Source organism: Roseateles sp., from assembly GCF_039595595.1.
In the GTDB taxonomy this organism is placed as follows: domain Bacteria; phylum Pseudomonadota; class Gammaproteobacteria; order Burkholderiales; family Burkholderiaceae_C; genus Roseateles.
The window spans coordinates 383,258-398,761 of the sequence record NZ_JBCNLG010000002.1 but is presented as its reverse complement, the minus strand read 5'-3'; the positions used below and the strand labels follow the sequence as shown (position 1 = coordinate 398,761).

At 71.4% G+C, this 15,504-nt stretch carries 14 protein-coding genes; 2 read left to right on the top strand and 12 right to left on the bottom strand.

The window, feature by feature from the left end:
* Nucleotides 1–74: 74 nt before the first annotated feature.
* Nucleotides 75–971, bottom strand: coding sequence for a 5'-nucleotidase (locus ABDW61_RS04565; RefSeq protein WP_343636626.1), 897 nt, complete (start codon nt 969–971; stop codon nt 75–77).
* 181 nt (nt 972–1,152) lie between these two features.
* Between ABDW61_RS04565 and ABDW61_RS04560 the strand changes: the two genes are divergently transcribed.
* Together ABDW61_RS04560 and ABDW61_RS04555 are read left to right on the top strand one after the other, a co-directional pair.
* Nucleotides 1,153–3,366: a TonB-dependent receptor gene (locus ABDW61_RS04560; RefSeq protein ID WP_343636624.1), complete on the top strand. Its 2,214-nt coding sequence runs from the start codon at nt 1,153–1,155 to the stop codon at nt 3,364–3,366.
* Nucleotides 3,366–4,589 carry a histidine-type phosphatase gene (locus ABDW61_RS04555; protein ID WP_343636622.1) on the top strand — a complete coding sequence of 408 codons (1,224 nt, stop codon included), beginning with the start codon at nt 3,366–3,368 and terminating at the stop codon, nt 4,587–4,589. The genes ABDW61_RS04560 and ABDW61_RS04555 overlap by 1 nt, the downstream gene beginning before the upstream one ends.
* A 16-nt stretch (nt 4,590–4,605) precedes the next feature.
* Here ABDW61_RS04555 and gspF read toward each other — a convergent pair whose 3' ends face one another.
* The 11 genes from gspF to gspG all read right to left on the bottom strand — a co-directional run bounded on the left by gspF (nt 4,606) and on the right by gspG (nt 15,452).
* The gene (gspF, locus tag ABDW61_RS04550) at nt 4,606–5,817 is read right to left on the bottom strand and encodes a type II secretion system inner membrane protein GspF (protein WP_343636620.1); all 1,212 of its coding nucleotides are present in this window, start codon (nt 5,815–5,817) and stop codon (nt 4,606–4,608) included.
* Between the two features lie 47 nt (nt 5,818–5,864).
* Nucleotides 5,865–7,298 (bottom strand): type II secretion system ATPase GspE, encoded by a 1,434-nt coding sequence (gspE, locus tag ABDW61_RS04545; protein WP_343636618.1) that lies wholly within the window; start codon nt 7,296–7,298, stop codon nt 5,865–5,867.
* A 13-nt stretch (nt 7,299–7,311) separates the two neighbouring features.
* Nucleotides 7,312–9,606 (bottom strand): type II secretion system secretin GspD, encoded by a 2,295-nt coding sequence (gspD, locus tag ABDW61_RS04540; RefSeq protein WP_343636616.1) that lies wholly within the window; start codon nt 9,604–9,606, stop codon nt 7,312–7,314.
* A gap of 14 nt (nt 9,607–9,620) precedes the next feature.
* The gene (gspN, locus tag ABDW61_RS04535) at nt 9,621–10,478 is read right to left on the bottom strand and encodes a type II secretion system protein N (RefSeq protein WP_343636614.1); all 858 of its coding nucleotides are present in this window, start codon (nt 10,476–10,478) and stop codon (nt 9,621–9,623) included.
* 2 nt (nt 10,479–10,480) lie between these two features.
* The gene (gene gspM / locus ABDW61_RS04530; RefSeq protein WP_343636612.1) at nt 10,481–10,978 is read right to left on the bottom strand and encodes a type II secretion system protein GspM; all 498 of its coding nucleotides are present in this window, start codon (nt 10,976–10,978) and stop codon (nt 10,481–10,483) included.
* A complete protein-coding gene (gene gspL, locus ABDW61_RS04525) occupies nt 10,975–12,189 on the bottom strand; it encodes a type II secretion system protein GspL (protein ID WP_343636610.1) in 1,215 nt (404 codons plus the stop codon). The genes gspM and gspL overlap by 4 nt, the downstream gene beginning before the upstream one ends.
* 156 nt (nt 12,190–12,345) lie before the next feature.
* A complete protein-coding gene (gspK, locus tag ABDW61_RS04520) occupies nt 12,346–13,386 on the bottom strand; it encodes a type II secretion system minor pseudopilin GspK (RefSeq protein WP_343636608.1) in 1,041 nt (346 codons plus the stop codon).
* A complete protein-coding gene (locus tag ABDW61_RS04515) occupies nt 13,386–14,048 on the bottom strand; it encodes a prepilin-type N-terminal cleavage/methylation domain-containing protein (protein WP_343636606.1) in 663 nt (220 codons plus the stop codon). Before ABDW61_RS04515 ends, gspK begins: the two co-directional genes overlap by 1 nt.
* A 17-nt stretch (nt 14,049–14,065) precedes the next feature.
* Nucleotides 14,066–14,479, bottom strand: a complete 414-nt coding sequence (gene gspI, locus ABDW61_RS04510; RefSeq protein WP_343636604.1) for a type II secretion system minor pseudopilin GspI — start codon at nt 14,477–14,479, stop codon at nt 14,066–14,068.
* A complete protein-coding gene (locus ABDW61_RS04505; RefSeq protein ID WP_343636600.1) occupies nt 14,476–14,958 on the bottom strand; it encodes a type II secretion system protein in 483 nt (160 codons plus the stop codon). Before ABDW61_RS04505 ends, gspI begins: the two co-directional genes overlap by 4 nt.
* A 62-nt stretch (nt 14,959–15,020) precedes the next feature.
* Entirely contained in the window at nt 15,021–15,452 is a 432-nt protein-coding gene (gspG, locus tag ABDW61_RS04500) for a type II secretion system major pseudopilin GspG (protein WP_343636598.1), read from the bottom strand.
* Nucleotides 15,453–15,504 lie beyond the last annotated feature (52 nt).

The following is a 15,504-nucleotide window of genomic DNA, read 5'->3' as shown; positions in this document are numbered from 1 at the left end:
TCTTCCTTGCGGGGAGGTACGGCCGGACGGCAGCCGGAAGTCATGCGGCGCGGATTCTGGCGCCGGGCGGGGCGTCAGCGGTTCGTCACCCCCATCGTGACGTGGCCGGCGGGCACATGGGGGACGGCGTTCTGGATGTGGCCGTGCTGGTCGTCGAAGAAGAAGTCGGGCTCGAACTCGCGCAGGAATTCGCCCTTGGGCAGGCCGCCGAGGAACATGGCCTCGTCGACCTCGACCTCCCAGTCCATCAGCGTGCGGATGGCGCGCTCGTGGGCGGGCGCGCTGCGGGCGGTGACCAGCGCGGTGCGCAGCCGCATCGGCGCGGCGCCGGCCTGCAGCCGCTGCAGCGCGTGCAGGACTTCCTTGAACGGACCGGCGGGCAAGGGCGTCAGCTTGCGTTCGCGTTCATGGGCCTGGAAGGCGTCCAGGCCATCGCGCTGGTAGATCTGTTCGGCCTCGTCGGAGAACAGCACGGCATCGCCGTCGAAGGCGATGCGCAGTTCATCGGGATAGGCGGCCGAGGCGCGCGCCGACTGCGGGAAGACGCGGGCCGCGGCCACGCCGGCGGCGAGGGCGGAGCGCACGTCGTCCTCATTGGCGGAGAGGAACAGATCGGCCTTGAGCGGGCGCAGGTAGCGCCAGGGGCTCTGGCCGCGGGTGAAGACGCCGCGCTCGATGGACAGGCCGTAATGCTGCGCGGAGCGGAACACGCGCATGCCGGAGATCGGGTCGTTGCGCGAGAGCACAACGACCTCGACGCGCGGGGTCTGGCCATCGGCGTTGAACGCGAGCAGCTTGCGCGCGAGCGAGAAGGCGGTGCCGGGTTTGGCGGGATCGTCCAGGCGCTGCTGCTGCAGGCGCATGTAGGCGCGGTCGTCGCTGTTCTCGAAGAGCTGGTTCTCTTCCTCGAAGTCGAACAGTGCGCGGGAGGAAAGGGCCACCACCAGGCGGCCGTCGAGGGAGGCGGGCATGGGTGCGGATGATAGGCCGTGCGTGCCGGCGCTTTCGCACCGATCGTCACGCGCTCTTGATGGCGCAACGAAGTGGACATCTCTTGTTGATTTGGTGATTCGCGACAGCGCTGGCGGTGTCATCGATGGGACATCGGGGCCCTTCAGCATCGCCGGCTTTTGCACCTGTCGAATGCCGTTCATGCCGCTCCTTCTTCCCGCCCGTCTGTCCGTCCGCAGGCTCGCCGCCGCCGCCGCGGCGCTGGCCGTTCTCCCCTGCGCCCATGCCGACGAGGCCCGGCGCGCGCAGACGCTGGAAGCCGTCAGCGTCAGTGGCAATTCGGTGAACACGCTGGCTCCCAGCGCCGCGCCGCTCGACGCCAGCCAGCCCACCTCGGTGATCGATGAGCGCTTCATCCGCGATGCGCTGCGCTTCAACGCCAACTTCGACGACATCATCAAGTACGCGCCCAGCATGACCGTCACTTCGCCGGAAGGCACGGGGCTGGGCAAGAGCGAGGGCATCAGCCTGCGCGGCTTCCAGGACGGCCAGTTCAACATCACCTTCGACGGCATCCCGTTCGGCGACGCGAGCGATCTGCATCACACCACCTCGGCCTACTTCAGCAACCACGTGCTGGGCCAGGCGCAGATCGATCGCGGACCGGGGGGCGGCGCGTCGATCGGCAATGCCACCTTCGGCGGCACCGTCGCGCTGCGCACGCGCGACCCGGCCAGCATCGACGGCATCACGCCCTATTTCACCGCCGGCAGCTGGAACACCCGCGCGGCCGGGCTGTCGGTGGATCGCAACTTCGGCGAGACCGGCGTCTTCGCGGAGGTCTCGAAGGAGTCCAGCGACACCTTCCTGGCCAAGACCCGCGACGACCGCAAGCACCTGTTCCTGAAGACCGTCAGCCAGCTTGGCGACGACACCACGCTGAGCTTCGTCTCCAGCATCAACCGCGAAAGCCAGAACACCGTGCAGGGCGCGACGCTGGACCAGATCGCGCAATCCGGCTGGCGCTTCGGACTGGGCGACGATCCCGCGCTGCAGACCTACACCGGCTACAACGGCGCGACCTACCGCTCCAGCTTCAGCTACGTCGGCATCAGCTCGAAGCTCGGCGGCTGGTCCATCGACAACAAGGTCTACTTCAACGATTTCGATCACGCGTCGAGCAAGACCACCGATCCCACTGACACCGACCCGGCCCACAACGGCGTGCAGTTCTACGACGCCAACGGCAAGAAGACCTCCAAGGCCGCGAGCGACGTCCCCGGCAAGCAGGCCGACAACGGCTTCCACGCCTACGGCGACGTGCTGCGCCTGGCGCGCGATGCCGGTCCCGGCCGGCTGCAGATCGGCGCCTGGGTGGAGCGCAACGACGATGCGCGCTGGCAGACCCCCGTGGACTTCAGCACGGGCGCGGCCACCGGCACCAAGTACGGCTTCGCCGACAACTACCGGCTGAAGGACACGACCGACACCTTCCAGCCCTACGTGCAGTACGACTGGAAGGCGGCCGACGGCGTGACGGTGAGCCCTGGGCTGCGCTACTCGAGCGTGCGCCGTGGCATCGACGCCGAGCTCAACAAGTCGACGCCGCCCGCGCCGCTCAAGGCCAGCGCGACCTACGACGCCTGGCTGCCGTCGATCAGCGTGCACGACAAGCTGAGCCATCACTGGTCCGCCTACGCGCAGGTCGCCAAGGGCTTCCTGGCGCCGCCCATCAACGTGATCCAGCTCAACGGCGCGCGCGGGTTGGCGCCGGAGTTGACCACCAATGTCCAGGTGGGCACCGCCTATGCCACGAGCGGTTTCAACTTCGGCGCGGACGTCTATCACATCGACTTCGGCAACTACATCAGCCAGACGATGGTCGACACCGGTGCGGGCAGTGAGAGCGTCTATGTCAACGCGGGCGGTGCCGTCTACAAGGGCATCGAATTCGAGGGCACCTACGCCTTCACCCGCCAGCTCAGCGTGTACGCCAACGCCAGCCTCAACCAGGCGACCTACAAAGGCGGGACGGTGCGTGTCGCCGGGACGCCGCGGGCGACCGCAGCGATTGGCCTGATCTATGGCGACAAGCAGGGCGTGTTCGGCTCGCTGATGACCAAGATGGTCGGTGCGCAATACGGCCTCGACAACACGACCGATGCCAAGGGGAACACCGTCTTCGCCAACAGCCAACGCCTGGGCGGCTACAGCAGCGTGGATGCCGCGCTCGGCTACCGGGCGGACCAGGGGCCCTGGGGCACGAAGGGCTTCTCCGTCAGCCTCGACGTCAACAACCTGTTCAACGCGAGGAAGCTCACTGCGTTCGCCGGCAATCAGTCGGTGAGCGGCGCGCCCTTGTACTTCGGCCTGCCAGGCCGGGGCGCGTTCGTCGACATGGCGGTGAAGTTCTGATGGCCGCGCGCACGCTGATCGCGGCCGCGGTGCTGGCTTGGGCCGGAAGCGCCCGGGCTGCCGAGCCGCTGCCCGTGCTCGATCCGTCGCCGTCGCTGCGCATCGTGCTGATGCGCCATGGGGTGCGCTCGCCCACGAAGGCGCCCGAGGCGCTGGCGCCCTATGCCGACAAGCCCTGGGCGGCGTGGCCCGTCGCGCCGGGGCAGTTGACGCCGCATGGCGCGGCGGCAATGCGGGCCCTGGGCGGGTGGTGGCGACACGCGCTCGGGCTGGAGCGTCCGGAAGCGCACTGCACGGCGACGGCGCCAGTGCTGGTGATCTCGGACAGCACGCCGAGGAATCATGCGAGCGCGTCGGCGCTGGTCGCCGGCTTGCTGCCTGGTTGCGCGGCCGCGGGCCACTTCGGCTTGCCGCCGGGGGAACACGATCCGCTGTTCCAAGGCCGTTCGGCGGCGGACGAGGAGGAGGCCAACGCCGCGCAGGCGGGCGCGGTGCCGCAGGCGCGGCTGGCCGAGCTCCAGGCCGCGCTCATCGGAGGCGATGACGAGGCGCATCGACAGGCGGCACGTGCCGCGGGCCGTCGCCTGCTGATCGACCTGCCCGACCCGCGCAAGGCGATGGGCACGCTCGCGGAGAACCTGATGTTGGAGTACGCCGAGGGCCTGCCCATGCCGGCCTGGGGCCGGCTCGACGAGGCGGGCATCGGCCGGATCGTCGAGCTGCACAACGCCGCCTTCGAGCACGAGTGGAAGGCCGATCGGGCGGCTTCGCGCCGGCGGGCCTCGGATCTGCTCGCGCGGATCGCCGAGGCGCTGCGCGCAGGCGACGCGCGGCCCTTCGCGGCGGACGCGAAGGGGCCTGTCGGCGCTGCCGTGTTCCTGATCGGGCACGACACGAATCTGGCGGCGGTGGCGGGGCTGTTGGGGCTGGACTGGCATGACCCGGCGCGGCCGGACGACTATCCGCCGGGCGGCGCGCTGGTCTTCGATCTTGTCGCCGGCGCGGCGGGTCCGGCGGTTCGCCTCAGCGTTGCGATGCCGACGCTGTCGGCCCTCCGGCGTGGCGGCTTCGACGGGGCCGGCGACATGGTGGTGAAGAAGGTCGCGATCCCGCTGTGCGGCGCGGGGCCGTGCACGCCGTCGCGATTCGCCGAACTCGCCAGGCAGGCCATCGACCTCAAGGCCGTCTTGGCCTCCGAACCGGCTCGCTCATTCACGCCTTGACCGGCGCGGCGGCGGCCTACTGCGCCGCCAGCTTGTTCATGTCCATGATCGGCAGCAGCACCGACAGCACGATCAGCATGACCACGCCGCCCATCGCCACGATCAGCAGCGGCTCCAGCAGCGTCGCCAGCGTCATCGCGCGGCGCTTGACCTCGTTGCCCAGTTGCCGCGCGGCGCGCTGCAGCATGTCGGGCAACTGCCCTGTCTGCTCGCCCAGCCGCGCGAACATCGACAGCAGCCCCGGGAAGCGCTTCTTGCCCGCCAGCGCCGCACCCAGCGGCGCGCCCTCGCGCACCTGCGCCAGCGCGTCCAGCGCGTCCGCCCGCATCGCCTGGTTGGACAGCGTCTCCGCCGCCGCCTGCAGCGCCTTCAGGATCGGCACGCCCGCGCCCGCCAGCATCGCCAGCGTCCCCGAAAAGCGCGCCGCGTTGTAGCCGCGCGAGAGCCGGCCCAGCAGCGGCAGGTTCAGCCACGCCGCGTCGAAGCGCTGCCGCGGCCCCTCGCGCTTGAGAATCTGGCGGACCCCGAAGAAGCCGCCCCCCAGCACCGCCAGGATCGCCAGCCCCCAGGTCCGCAGCAGGTCGGACAGCCCCATCATGATCCGCGTCAGCAGCGGCAGCGTCTGCTTGGTCTGCGTGAACACCGCCGCCACCTGCGGCACCACGTACGTGAGCAGGAAACTCACCGCCAGCACCGCGATGATGCAGACGATCACGGGATACGCCAGCGCGCCGAACAGCTCCGAGCGCAGCCGCTGCTGCTCCTCCAGGTCGTCCGCCAGGCTCTCCAGCACCGGCCCCAGCGCGCCGCTCTGCTCGCCCGCCGCGACCACCGCGCGGTAGACATCGTCGAACTCGCGCGGCGCGATCGCCAGCGCCCGCGCGAACGACGAGCCCGCGTTCACCTCCGACTTCAGCTGCGACATCAGCTCGCGCTGGCGCGGATCCTCGGCCTCGTCGGCCAGCGCCGACAGCGAGCGCTCCAGCGGCAGCCCCGCCGACACCAGCCCCGCGAGCTGCCGCGTCCACACCGTCAGCCCCGCCGCCTTGAACGCGCGCCGCGCGAAACGCGACTGCTTGCCGGCCGGCGCCGCCACCGGCTTGACCTCCATCGGCACCAGTCCCTGCGCGCGCAGCTGCGAGCGCGCGGCTTTCACGGTGTCCGCCTCCAGCAGCCCCTGCCGGGGCTTGCCGGACGCGTCCAGGGCGTCGTACTTGAAAGCGGGCATCGCTCGGAACCTCGTCGTTTACTGCACGCGCGGCGGGATCGCGGCGATCACTCGCGCGTCACCCGCAGCACTTCCTCTTCGGACGTCACGCCCGCGGCCACGAGACGGTCACCGTCCTCGCGCATCGAGCGCAGGCCATTCGCCCGCGCCGCCGCCAGCAGCTCCGACTCGGGCGCCTGGTTGTGGATCAGCCCGCGGATCGCGTCGTCGCAGACCATCAGCTCGTACACGCCGGTGCGGCCCTTGTAGCCGCTGCTCGCGCAGGCCGGGCAGCCCACCGGGTGATAGCGCGCGCCGCCGCCAGGCAGCGGCTCCGGCGACTTGCACACCGGGCACAACTTGCGCACCAGCCGCTGCGCCAGCACGCCCAGCAGCGAGGAGCTCAACAGGAAGGGCTCCACGCCCATGTCCGTCAACCGCGTCACCGCGCTGACCGCGTCGTTCGTGTGCAGCGTCGCCAGCACCAGGTGACCCGTCAGCGAGGCCTGGATCGCGATCTGCGCCGTCTCGTAATCGCGGATCTCACCGATCATGATCACGTCCGGGTCCTGCCGCAGGATCGCCCGCAACGCCTTCGCGAACGTGAGGTCGATCCGCGCGTTCACCTGCGTCTGGCCGATGCCGGGCAGCTCGTACTCGATCGGGTCCTCGACGGTCAGCACGTTGGTCGTGGCCGTGTCCACCGTCTGCAGCGCCGCGTACAGCGTGGTCGTCTTGCCCGAGCCCGTCGGGCCAGTCACCAGCACGATGCCGTGCGGCTGCTGCACCAGGCGCTGGAAGCGCTCCAGCCGCTCGCCATCCATGCCCAGCGCCGCCAGCGTGAAGCGCGACTCGGACTTGTCCAGCAGACGCAGCACCGCGCGCTCGCCGTGCGCCGACGGCAGCGTGCTCACCCGCACGTCGATCGCGCGGCCGCCGATGCGCAGCGAGATCCGGCCGTCCTGCGGCAGCCGCTTCTCGGCGATGTCGAGCTCCGCCATGATCTTCAGCCGCGAGATCAGCGCCGCGTGCAGCGCGCGGTTCGGCCGCACCACCTCGCGCAGCGTGCCGTCGACGCGGAAACGCACCGAGCTCTCGCGCTCGTAGGGCTCGATGTGGATATCGCTCGCGCCGTTGTTCGCCGCCTGCGTCAGCAGCGCGTTGAGCATGCGGATGATGGGCGCGTCGTCGGCCGTCTCCAGCAGGTCCTCGACCGCGGGCAGGTCCTGCATGAGACGCGACAGGTCGACGGCGTTCTCGACCTCGCCGATCACCAGCGCCGCGTTGTCCTCGCCGCCCGCGTAGGCGGCCTGGATGCGCGCGGCAAGCTCTTGCGCGGCCAGGCATTCGATGCGCGAGGGCGCGTACACACGCTGCAGCTCCGACAGCACCGGCAGCGTCAGCGCCGGCGACGCCCACAGCGTGCGCTGCTGGCCGTCGTCCTCGAGCAGCACGTGCTGCGACTTGGCGACCGCGTAGGGAAGGGGATGGCGGGTGGCCATGCGCGCTCCCGCCTCAGCGGCCCTGCGGCGCGCTGGCCGGCGCGGCCGGCGCCGGCACCGGCGACGAGGCCGGATACACCGGCATCGGCAGCTGCGACGGCGTCGTCACGCCCGGGGCCGAGGCCGGCTTCTCCGGCAGCACCGGCGCGCCGGTGTCCGGCAGCACGAGGTTGGACTTGGGCTGCACCTCCTGCTGATAGGCGCGGATCGCGTCATAGCGGTCCAGGCTCAGCGCCGCGGCGTTCTCCGGCGTGCGCAGCACCACCGGGCGCAGGAAGATCATCAGGTTGGACTTCACCCGCTTGCGGCTCTGGCTCTTGAACAGATTGCCCAGCAGCGGGATGTCGCCCAGGCCGGGGACCTTGTCCTCGCCGTCGGTGTATTCGTCCTTGAGCAGGCCGCCCAGCACCAGCACCTGGCCGTCCTCCAGCGTCACGCTGGTCTCCACCGCGCTCTTGTCGAAGGTCGGCCCCTGCGTCGCGGAGTTCACCGTCGCCACGACGCTCGAGTTCTCCTGATAGACCTTCATCCGCACCGTGCCGTTCTCGCCCACGGTCGTGCGCACCTTCAGCCGCAGACCGACGTCGCGGCGCTCGAAGGTCTGGAAGGGGCTGCTCGAGGTGCCGGACTGCGTCAGGCCGTTGCCGGTCAGCACCGGCACGTTGCTGCCGATCAGCAGGTCGGCTTCCTCGTTGTCCTGCACCACCAGCGACGGCGTGGACAGCACGTTGGTGCCGGTGATCGAACCCAGCGCGTTGGCCACCGCGCCCAGCGTGTAGACGCTGCCCACCTTCTTCAGGAAGCCCAGGTTCAGGCCCGTGGGCACCTGGCCCGAACTCAGCGCGGTCGTCACGCCGGCCGAGCCGGTGGCCGTCGCGCCGCTCAGGTTCAGGATGTTGCTGTAGCCGGTGCCGAAGTTGGTGCCGAAGCCCGACACCGTCGAATCGCCCTTGTTGCCGAACAGCTGCGTGAACTGCACGCCGAACTCGCCCAGCTTGCTGGCGTCGACCTTGACCACCAGCGCCTCCACGTAGACCTGCGCGCGGCGCGTGTCGAGCTGCTCGACGACCGCGCGGATCTGGCGGTACATCGGCTCGGGCGCCGTGATGATCAGCGAGTTGGTGGCCGGATCGGCCTGCACGAAGCCGCCGGTGTTCACCTGCGCCGTCTGGCTGACCTGCGTCGAGGAATTGCCGCTGGCGCCGCCGCTGCTGCCGCTGGTGCCCGAGCTCGTCGAGCTGCCGCCGAACGACGAGCTGTTGCCCGCGAAGCCGCCGCTGCCCGCGCTGCCGGTCTGCGCGCCGGCGAAGCTGCCGGTGCCGCCCGTGCCGCTGTTGTTGGCGCCGCCGCCCGCGCCCGGGCCGGCGTTGTTCGTGTACGCCGCGCGCAGCACCGTGGCCAGGCGCACCGCGTCCGCGTTCTTCAGATAGATCACGCGGATGCTGCCGCCGGTGTCGCTGCTGGGCTGGTCCAGCTTGGCGATCATCGCGCGCAGCTGCATCAGCTTGGCCGGATTGGACGCGCGCACGATCAGCGCGTTGCTGCGCGGATCGGCCATCACGCTGCCGCTGCCGCCGGCCGCGCCGCCCTGCGCCACCGCCACGCCCGGCGTGCCGCTGCCCCCTTCGCTCAGGCGCTGCACCAGCTGCACGATGTCCGAGGCCACCGCGTTGCGCAGCGGGATCACCTCGATGTCGGTGTTGGACGGCTGGTCCAGCGCCGCCACGATGCGGCTGATGCGCTGCAGGTTCTCGGCGTAATCGGTGATCACCAGGCTGTTGTTGCCCGGGTTCGCGTTGATCGTGTTGTTCGGCGTGATCAGCGGACGCAGCACCGCGACCAGGTTGTTCGCGTTCTCATGGTTGAGCTTGAAGATCTGCGTCACGACCTGATCGCCGCCGCGCGCCTTGCCCTCGCCGGAGATCGTCACCGAGCCGGTCTGCAGCTTGGCCTCGGCCTCGGGCACCAGCTTGAGCAGCCCGCCCGACTCCACCATCGCGAAGCCCATGCCGCGCAGCGAGGCCAGGTAGCTCAGGTAGGCCTCTTGCACCGGCACCGGCTGCTCGGCGGTCAGCGTCATCGTCCCCTTGACCCGCGGGTCGACCAGGATCGGCTTGCCCAGCGCCGCCGACATCGCGCGCGAGACCGCCTCGATGTCGGTGTTGACGAAGTTCAGCGTCACCGGCGTGCTCGCGCGCACGGCCGGCTGTCGGCGGTTCTGCGGCTGATTCGACTGTGCGCCGGCCTGCAGCGGCAGGCTGCCCGCGATCAGGCTGATCGCCATGCCCAGCGCCGTCGGTCGCATCATGTGCTTGTTCATGCTCATCCCACCGAGATGATCGAGCGCGCTCCCTCGCGGCGCCCGATGATGTTCAACAAATTCGCCAGGGCGGCCTCGCTGCCCGGCGCGGCCGTGGCCTCGCCCCGGAACTGCGGCCGCGCGCCCAGGTTGCCCTGACCGCTGAGTTGCAGCGGCCCCTGCTGTGTCATGAGGATCAGTTGCGGCGCCTGACCGCCGCCCACCAGACTCATCCGGTAGCTGCCCAGCGGCGTCACCTGCGCCAGCCGCGACGAGAAGTCGCGCAGCTCCACCTGCGCCACCCCGGAGACGTTCACCGCCTTGCCCCGGCCATCGAACACGAAGCCCTGCGCGCTGATCGCGATCAGGCCCTGCGGCGCCACCGTGTTCCAGGGCGTGCCCAGACCTGTCAGCCAGCCCGCCGGCCAGCGGATCCAGGGCTGCTCCGGCGTGGCGTCGGGCAGGCGCACCGTCAGGCGGTCCAGCCCCAGGCGCGCCGTCACCGGGCTCGCCGGCTTGATGCAGCAGTCCTGCGCCAGCGTCAGCCGCGCGCCCGGGCCGCCATCGATCCAGGCCGGGCGCAACGCCCAGCCCAGCCGCTCGGGCAGCTCGCTCGCTTCGGCGCTGCCCGGTCCGGCGCTGAGGATGACCCGCGCGCTGCCATTCCACAGGCTGCCGCGCACGTCGGCGAGCAGCAGCCGCTGGCCCGACATCGACGCGACCGCCGAGGCCAGCCAGGCCGCCGGCGCCCACAGCGCGACCGCCACCAGCAGGCCCAGGACTGCGCCGAGCTGGGCCCAGCGGAAGCTGCGGACGAAGCCGGCCGTCGCGGCCGCGTTCGCCGGGGACGTCGTGAGGAGGGTGCTCGATCGCCGCGCCATCGTCAGTTCCCGGCCGCGGCGGGCAGCAGCAGCGTGATCCGGCCGGAGTAGCCCTGCGCGCCCGATTGCAGCTCGGCCTCCTGGGGCCGCGCGCGCGCGCCCTGGCGCGCCTCGCCGATCCACATCGCCAGCGCCCCGCCGGGCACGCCTCGCAGCCGCAGCTGCGCCTGCGTGCCGGTGATCGTCAGGTCGGCGGCCGGGCCCAGCCGCGCCGTCGCGGCGCGCAACGCGGTCGCCGACTGCTCGGCCGACACCGGCACCGCCTGCTTGAGCAGCTGCGTCTGCTGCGCCATCGCGCGCATCTGCTGCAGCTCGCGGTCGAGCCGGTCGAGCTCGCCCGGCGCCTTGCGCAGCGTGGCCCAGGCCGGTGCCAGCGCGATCAGCCACAGCAGCAGCAGGCCGATGAACGCGGCGGCCAGCCGGGCGATCAGGCGTTCGCGCGGCGCGGCCGCCTGCCAGCGGGCGTCGAAGTCCCGGCGCATCGTCGTGAAGCTGTTCATCGGTTCTCGGGTCGCAGGGTGACTTGCAGCGAGTCGCCATCCTCGGCGACCCGTAGCGCGGGGTCCTGGCCGAGCCGCTCGCGCAATTGCGCGCGCTGCGGCGGCGTCAGGCCGGAGAGTTGCAGCCGGCCCGGCTCGAAGCGCAGGCCGGGCAGCGGACCTTCGCCGGGCGGCGTCGCGCGGGCGACCGCCGCCAGCAGGTCCTCGAGGTCGCCCGGTCCGACCTGGCCGGCGCCGCCGCGCAGCGCCTCGGTCTCGCGCAGCATCTGGGCGCGGGCGTCGCGGATCACGCGCACCTGCGGGAAGCTCTGGCGCAGCAGCGCCTCCTGCTCGGCCTTGCGCGCGTCGATGGCGCGGCCCTGCTGCCAGGCCATTGCGTTCAGGCCGATCACCTGCACCGCGATCAGGCCGATCACGCCCCAGCGGAACGGCCGCCAGGCCGGCGACTGCAGCGTCTGCCAGGCCTGGTGGATGCGCTGCCAGCCGCGCTGGCGCGGCGTCAGGTCGAACTGCAGCAGGTTGACCGGCGCCTGGCGCGCGGCCCAGGCGCGATCGGTGTCGTTGAGCACCCGTACCGGCCGGCCCAGCCACTGCTCGGCGACGGCCGCGGCGGACGGGCTCGCGCTCACCGCCGCGCCGGTCCACCAGTCCTCGCCCAGCCAGCCGCGCAGCCCGCCGCTGTCCAGCGGCAGCGTCGCGACGCCGTCGGCCCGCGACACGCGCAGCCGCGGCCGGTCATCGGCCCCCGCGGACACGTAGCCGCTCATCGCGGCCTGCGGCCACGACAGCGGCAGCAGCGATTCGACCAGCAGCCCCGCCGCCTCGAACGCGGCCAGGTGCGCCCGCAGCGGCTCGCGCGCGGTCACGGCGACCCAGTGGGTGCGGCCGTCCTCGTCCGGGCTGTCGAGCAGCGCGAAGTGCAGCCGCTCGGCGTCCTCGAGCAACTGGTCCTCCATCACGCCGACGATCGCGCCGCGCAGCTTCGCGCCCTTGACCTTGGGCAACTGCGCGGGGAGCCAGCTCACCGCGTCGTCGCCGATCAAGGCCATCACGCGATCGGCGCGCGGCATCGCGGCCAGTTGCGCGCGCTGGCCATGGCCCCGGGCGTGGGCCGGCGCCTGCGCGTCGTGGCTGAACCAGTATTCGTAGTCTTGAGCGCCGTTGCCACTCTGAGGCGGGTGGGACGGCAGCAGGATGAGCAGGGTACTCATGAGTTCGCGGATTCTAGGAGGGCTTGCATGACGGATCGGCGCCGCGCGCCTCCGAACAAGCCCGTAGTCGCGGCTTTACATGTCCCGTGCATCCCATCCCTCTTGTGTCCAGTCGTGTCAATGCCGGCATCCCGCCGCGCCAGCCGCCGTGCGGGGTCAAGGCGTGGCCCCGCCGCCGGGGGCGCCCGGCAGCGCCGCGAAGCGCTGCAGGCGCTGGCGGTCCCTGACCTGGATGTCGTTGCCGTTGCCGCGCGAGACCAGCGATCGCTGCGCCAGCACGCGGTCGTCCATGCGGAGCTGGCCCTCGACGAAGAAATAGCTGGTGGTGGCCGCCGTCACCGCCGCGCTGGCGGTGGCCACGTCCTGCGGCAGCAGGCTCTTGAACCGGTCCATCGTCGTCGCCGTGAAAGCCTTGGACTGGCGGGTGCGCACGATCGCGTCGGCGACGCCCAGATCCACGCCCAGCACGTCGGCCAGCACCTCGCGCGGCGCGGTGTTCACGTTCAGCGGGGTGCTCGCCGGCAGCAGCACGGCGAACTTCGCCAGCCGCGCCACCTGCTCGTCGTTCAGACCGAACCAGCGCAGCTGCTCGATGCGGGCGGGCCGCAAGGGCGTGTTGCCCTGGCCCGGGTCGCCCTTGCCCGCGGTGCTCGCCGCGATCAACTTCTTGCGCACGTCCTCGGCCAGCGACGCCGGCATGCCGGCCCGCACGAAGATGCGCCGGGCCGCGTTCAGATGGAAGGCCTGCTTCGCGAGCGCGGCGGTGTCGTTGGACGGAGCCTGCTCCTCGAGGTTGCGCAGATTGAACAGCGCCTGCGCGTCCTCGATGTGGCCGGACAGGAAAGCGTCCGGACCGGCGTCCGCGGACTTGTTGTCGTCCTGCGCCAGGAAGCTCGACAGCCGCGCTTCCGCCAGCGGCACCGCCCAGACCTCGCCCAGGTTGTCGCTGGCGCCGCTGCTGGCGCGGGTATTGGCGAGGCCGTCCTCGCGCAGGATCAGCCGGGCCCAGTCCAGCGCCCCTTGCAGCACCCAGTCCGCCTGCGCGCGGCCGCGGTCCGCGATCTCGATCTGGATCGAGCGCGCCTGGCGCCAGAGCATCGCGGCGGACAGCGTCGTCACCAGCACCACGATCAGCAGCGCGGTGAGCAGCGCCGCGCCGCGCTGCGACGGCCGGCGTGGGGCGGGCAGGGCGCGCATCAGCTGCCGCTCTCCACCGCGACCTCGCGGATCAGTTCGCCGCGATAGCCGCTGTCCTCGCCGAACTGCAAGCGCATGCGAACGCCCTGGGGCGGCGCGGCAAGGCCGCTGCCCGCGTCGGAGGCCGCGCCGGCCGGGGGCATCGCGCCGGTCCCCGGTCCCGCATTGCCCTTGTCCCCGGTCGACTGCGCGTTGGCCCAGGCGTTGTTGATGAAGAAGTACATCTGCCAGCCGCTGACCCGGTCCAGTCCTGGCAGGCCGCGCAGGTCCTTCGCGTTGAGCTGCTGGCTGCGGAACCACGCGTCACGCAGATCGTCCGCGGTGGTCAGCGCCGGCGACTCCCAGCGCGACAGGCGTCCCTCGCGCAGCTGCCAGGCCACGAGCTGCAGTCCCGCGTCGCGCCGGCGCGTGATGCGCAGCGTGGCGCCGTCGAAGTTCACGGCCTCGAAGAGATGGCTCTGCTGCACCTCCCGCAGGTCCAGCTCCCATTGCTGGACCAGCGTCTGCAGCGTCTCGGCGCGCTCCATCGCCGCCTCGTTGCGTTCGCGGCTGGTGGCCAGCGCCGAGACCGCGCGCCAGGCCATCACCGACATCACCGCCATCACGACCAGCGCGACCACCACCTCGATCAGCGTGAAACCGCGCGCCGTCCGCTGGCGCATGCCTGGCTGGCGCCGCATCAGAAGCGCCCCACGATGGTGATGATGGTCAGCAGCGGCTGCTCGCGGTCGTCGAAGACCTGGGCCTCGACGCGGCGGAAGTTCGGATTCGGCGTCGCGGCCACGGTCATCTTTCCGGAGAAGTCGCGTCCGAGCTGCGTGCAGCTGAAAGGCTTTTCGCCGATGCCGGGGAAGGCCTTGGTCAGCCGCATCTCGGTGAGTTCGTTCTCGGCGCACCACTGCGCCAGCGAGTTCACCGCGAGGCGCTCGGCGTTCGACGTCATCGCACCGGCCGCGCGCAGGCCGGCCGCCAGGCACAGCGCGACGATGGTCACCGCGACCAGCACCTCGATGAGCGTGAAGCCGGCGGCCGGGCGCCGACCCCGGCGCGGCGGGGCCAGGTCTCGCGCCGGCCGGGATCGCGAGGCCGTCATGCGCCGTCCTTGGAGATCGAGAACGGTCTGAGCCCGTCCGTCACGAGGCTGATGCGGTGGTCGCCGCGGATCAGCGTCACGCGCTGCGCGCCGATCAGCGGCTCGGGCCCGAGCCGCACCGAGCGGCCATTCGCGGGCGCGCCCTGGATCTCGACGATCGGCGGCTCGCTGAGCCAGTCGCGCTCCAGGCCCAGGCGCTGGACCAGCTTCGGCGGCAGGCCGGTGACGCGGTAGTGCGCGGCATCCTGCCCGGATTCGGGCAGCCAGCGCACGTCCAGCGACGCGGCGCGCGCCTCGGCGCGGGCGGTTTCCAGCACCGAGGCCAGGTGCAGCGCCTCGCGCTCGAGCTGGACGTCCGCGCGATCGCGCACCGCCACCGCGACGGTCGCGCTGGCGATCGCCACGATGGTGATCGCCACGATCAGTTCGATCAGCGTGAAGCCGCGCTGGAGCAGACGGCCGGAGGGACGCGCGCGCACGGCTCGGGGCGGTCGGTGCCGGAGGCGAGGGAGGGGTCAGGAACGCGCGGCTGGCCGCGCGTTCATTCCCAGGAGCCGATGTCGGCGTCGTTGCCTTCGCCGCCCGGCTTGCCGTCGGCGCCCAGGCTGTAGACGTCGACCTCGCCCTTCAGGCCAGGGTTGTCGTATTGGTACGGATTGCCCCAGGGATCCTTGGGCAGCTTCTCGACGTAGACCTTCCAGTTCGGCGCGGCCGGTCCATTGGTCGGCTTGGTGACCAGCGCCGCCAGGCCTTGCTCGCCGCTCGGATAGCGGCCGTTGTCCATCTTGTAGAGCTTGAGCGCCTGCATCAGCGTGTTCACGTCGGAACGCGCCGCGGTGCGCCGGGCTTCGGACACATGGTTCATCACCGCCGGCACCACCACCGCGCCCATCACGGCGACGATGGTGATGGCGACGATCAGTTCGATCAGCGTGAAGCCGCGCGCGCGGCGCGGAGACAGGGGTCGGCGCATGGTGTTGCAATCCTCGCGGAGCCGCCCTCGGCGACTCATCGCGCTGCATCAT

Excerpts from the sequence above, each read along its gene's own strand:
- ABDW61_RS04565 (WP_343636626.1), bottom strand. The coding sequence starts at position 971 with ATGCCCGCCTCCCTCGACGGCCGCCTGGTGGTGGCCCTTTCCTCCCGC.
- ABDW61_RS04560 (WP_343636624.1), top strand. The coding sequence starts at position 1,153 with ATGCCGCTCCTTCTTCCCGCCCGTCTGTCCGTCCGCAGGCTCGCCGCC.
- ABDW61_RS04555 (WP_343636622.1), top strand. The coding sequence starts at position 3,366 with ATGGCCGCGCGCACGCTGATCGCGGCCGCGGTGCTGGCTTGGGCCGGA.
- gspF (WP_343636620.1), bottom strand. The coding sequence starts at position 5,817 with ATGCCCGCTTTCAAGTACGACGCCCTGGACGCGTCCGGCAAGCCCCGG.
- gspE (WP_343636618.1), bottom strand. The coding sequence starts at position 7,298 with ATGGCCACCCGCCATCCCCTTCCCTACGCGGTCGCCAAGTCGCAGCAC.
- gspD (WP_343636616.1), bottom strand. The coding sequence starts at position 9,606 with ATGATGCGACCGACGGCGCTGGGCATGGCGATCAGCCTGATCGCGGGC.
- gspN (WP_343636614.1), bottom strand. The coding sequence starts at position 10,478 with ATGGCGCGGCGATCGAGCACCCTCCTCACGACGTCCCCGGCGAACGCG.
- gspM (WP_343636612.1), bottom strand. The coding sequence starts at position 10,978 with ATGAACAGCTTCACGACGATGCGCCGGGACTTCGACGCCCGCTGGCAG.
- gspL (WP_343636610.1), bottom strand. The coding sequence starts at position 12,189 with ATGAGTACCCTGCTCATCCTGCTGCCGTCCCACCCGCCTCAGAGTGGC.
- gspK (WP_343636608.1), bottom strand. The coding sequence starts at position 13,386 with ATGCGCGCCCTGCCCGCCCCACGCCGGCCGTCGCAGCGCGGCGCGGCG.
- ABDW61_RS04515 (WP_343636606.1), bottom strand. The coding sequence starts at position 14,048 with ATGCGCCAGCGGACGGCGCGCGGTTTCACGCTGATCGAGGTGGTGGTC.
- gspI (WP_343636604.1), bottom strand. The coding sequence starts at position 14,479 with ATGACGGCCTCGCGATCCCGGCCGGCGCGAGACCTGGCCCCGCCGCGC.
- gspG (WP_343636598.1), bottom strand. The coding sequence starts at position 15,452 with ATGCGCCGACCCCTGTCTCCGCGCCGCGCGCGCGGCTTCACGCTGATC.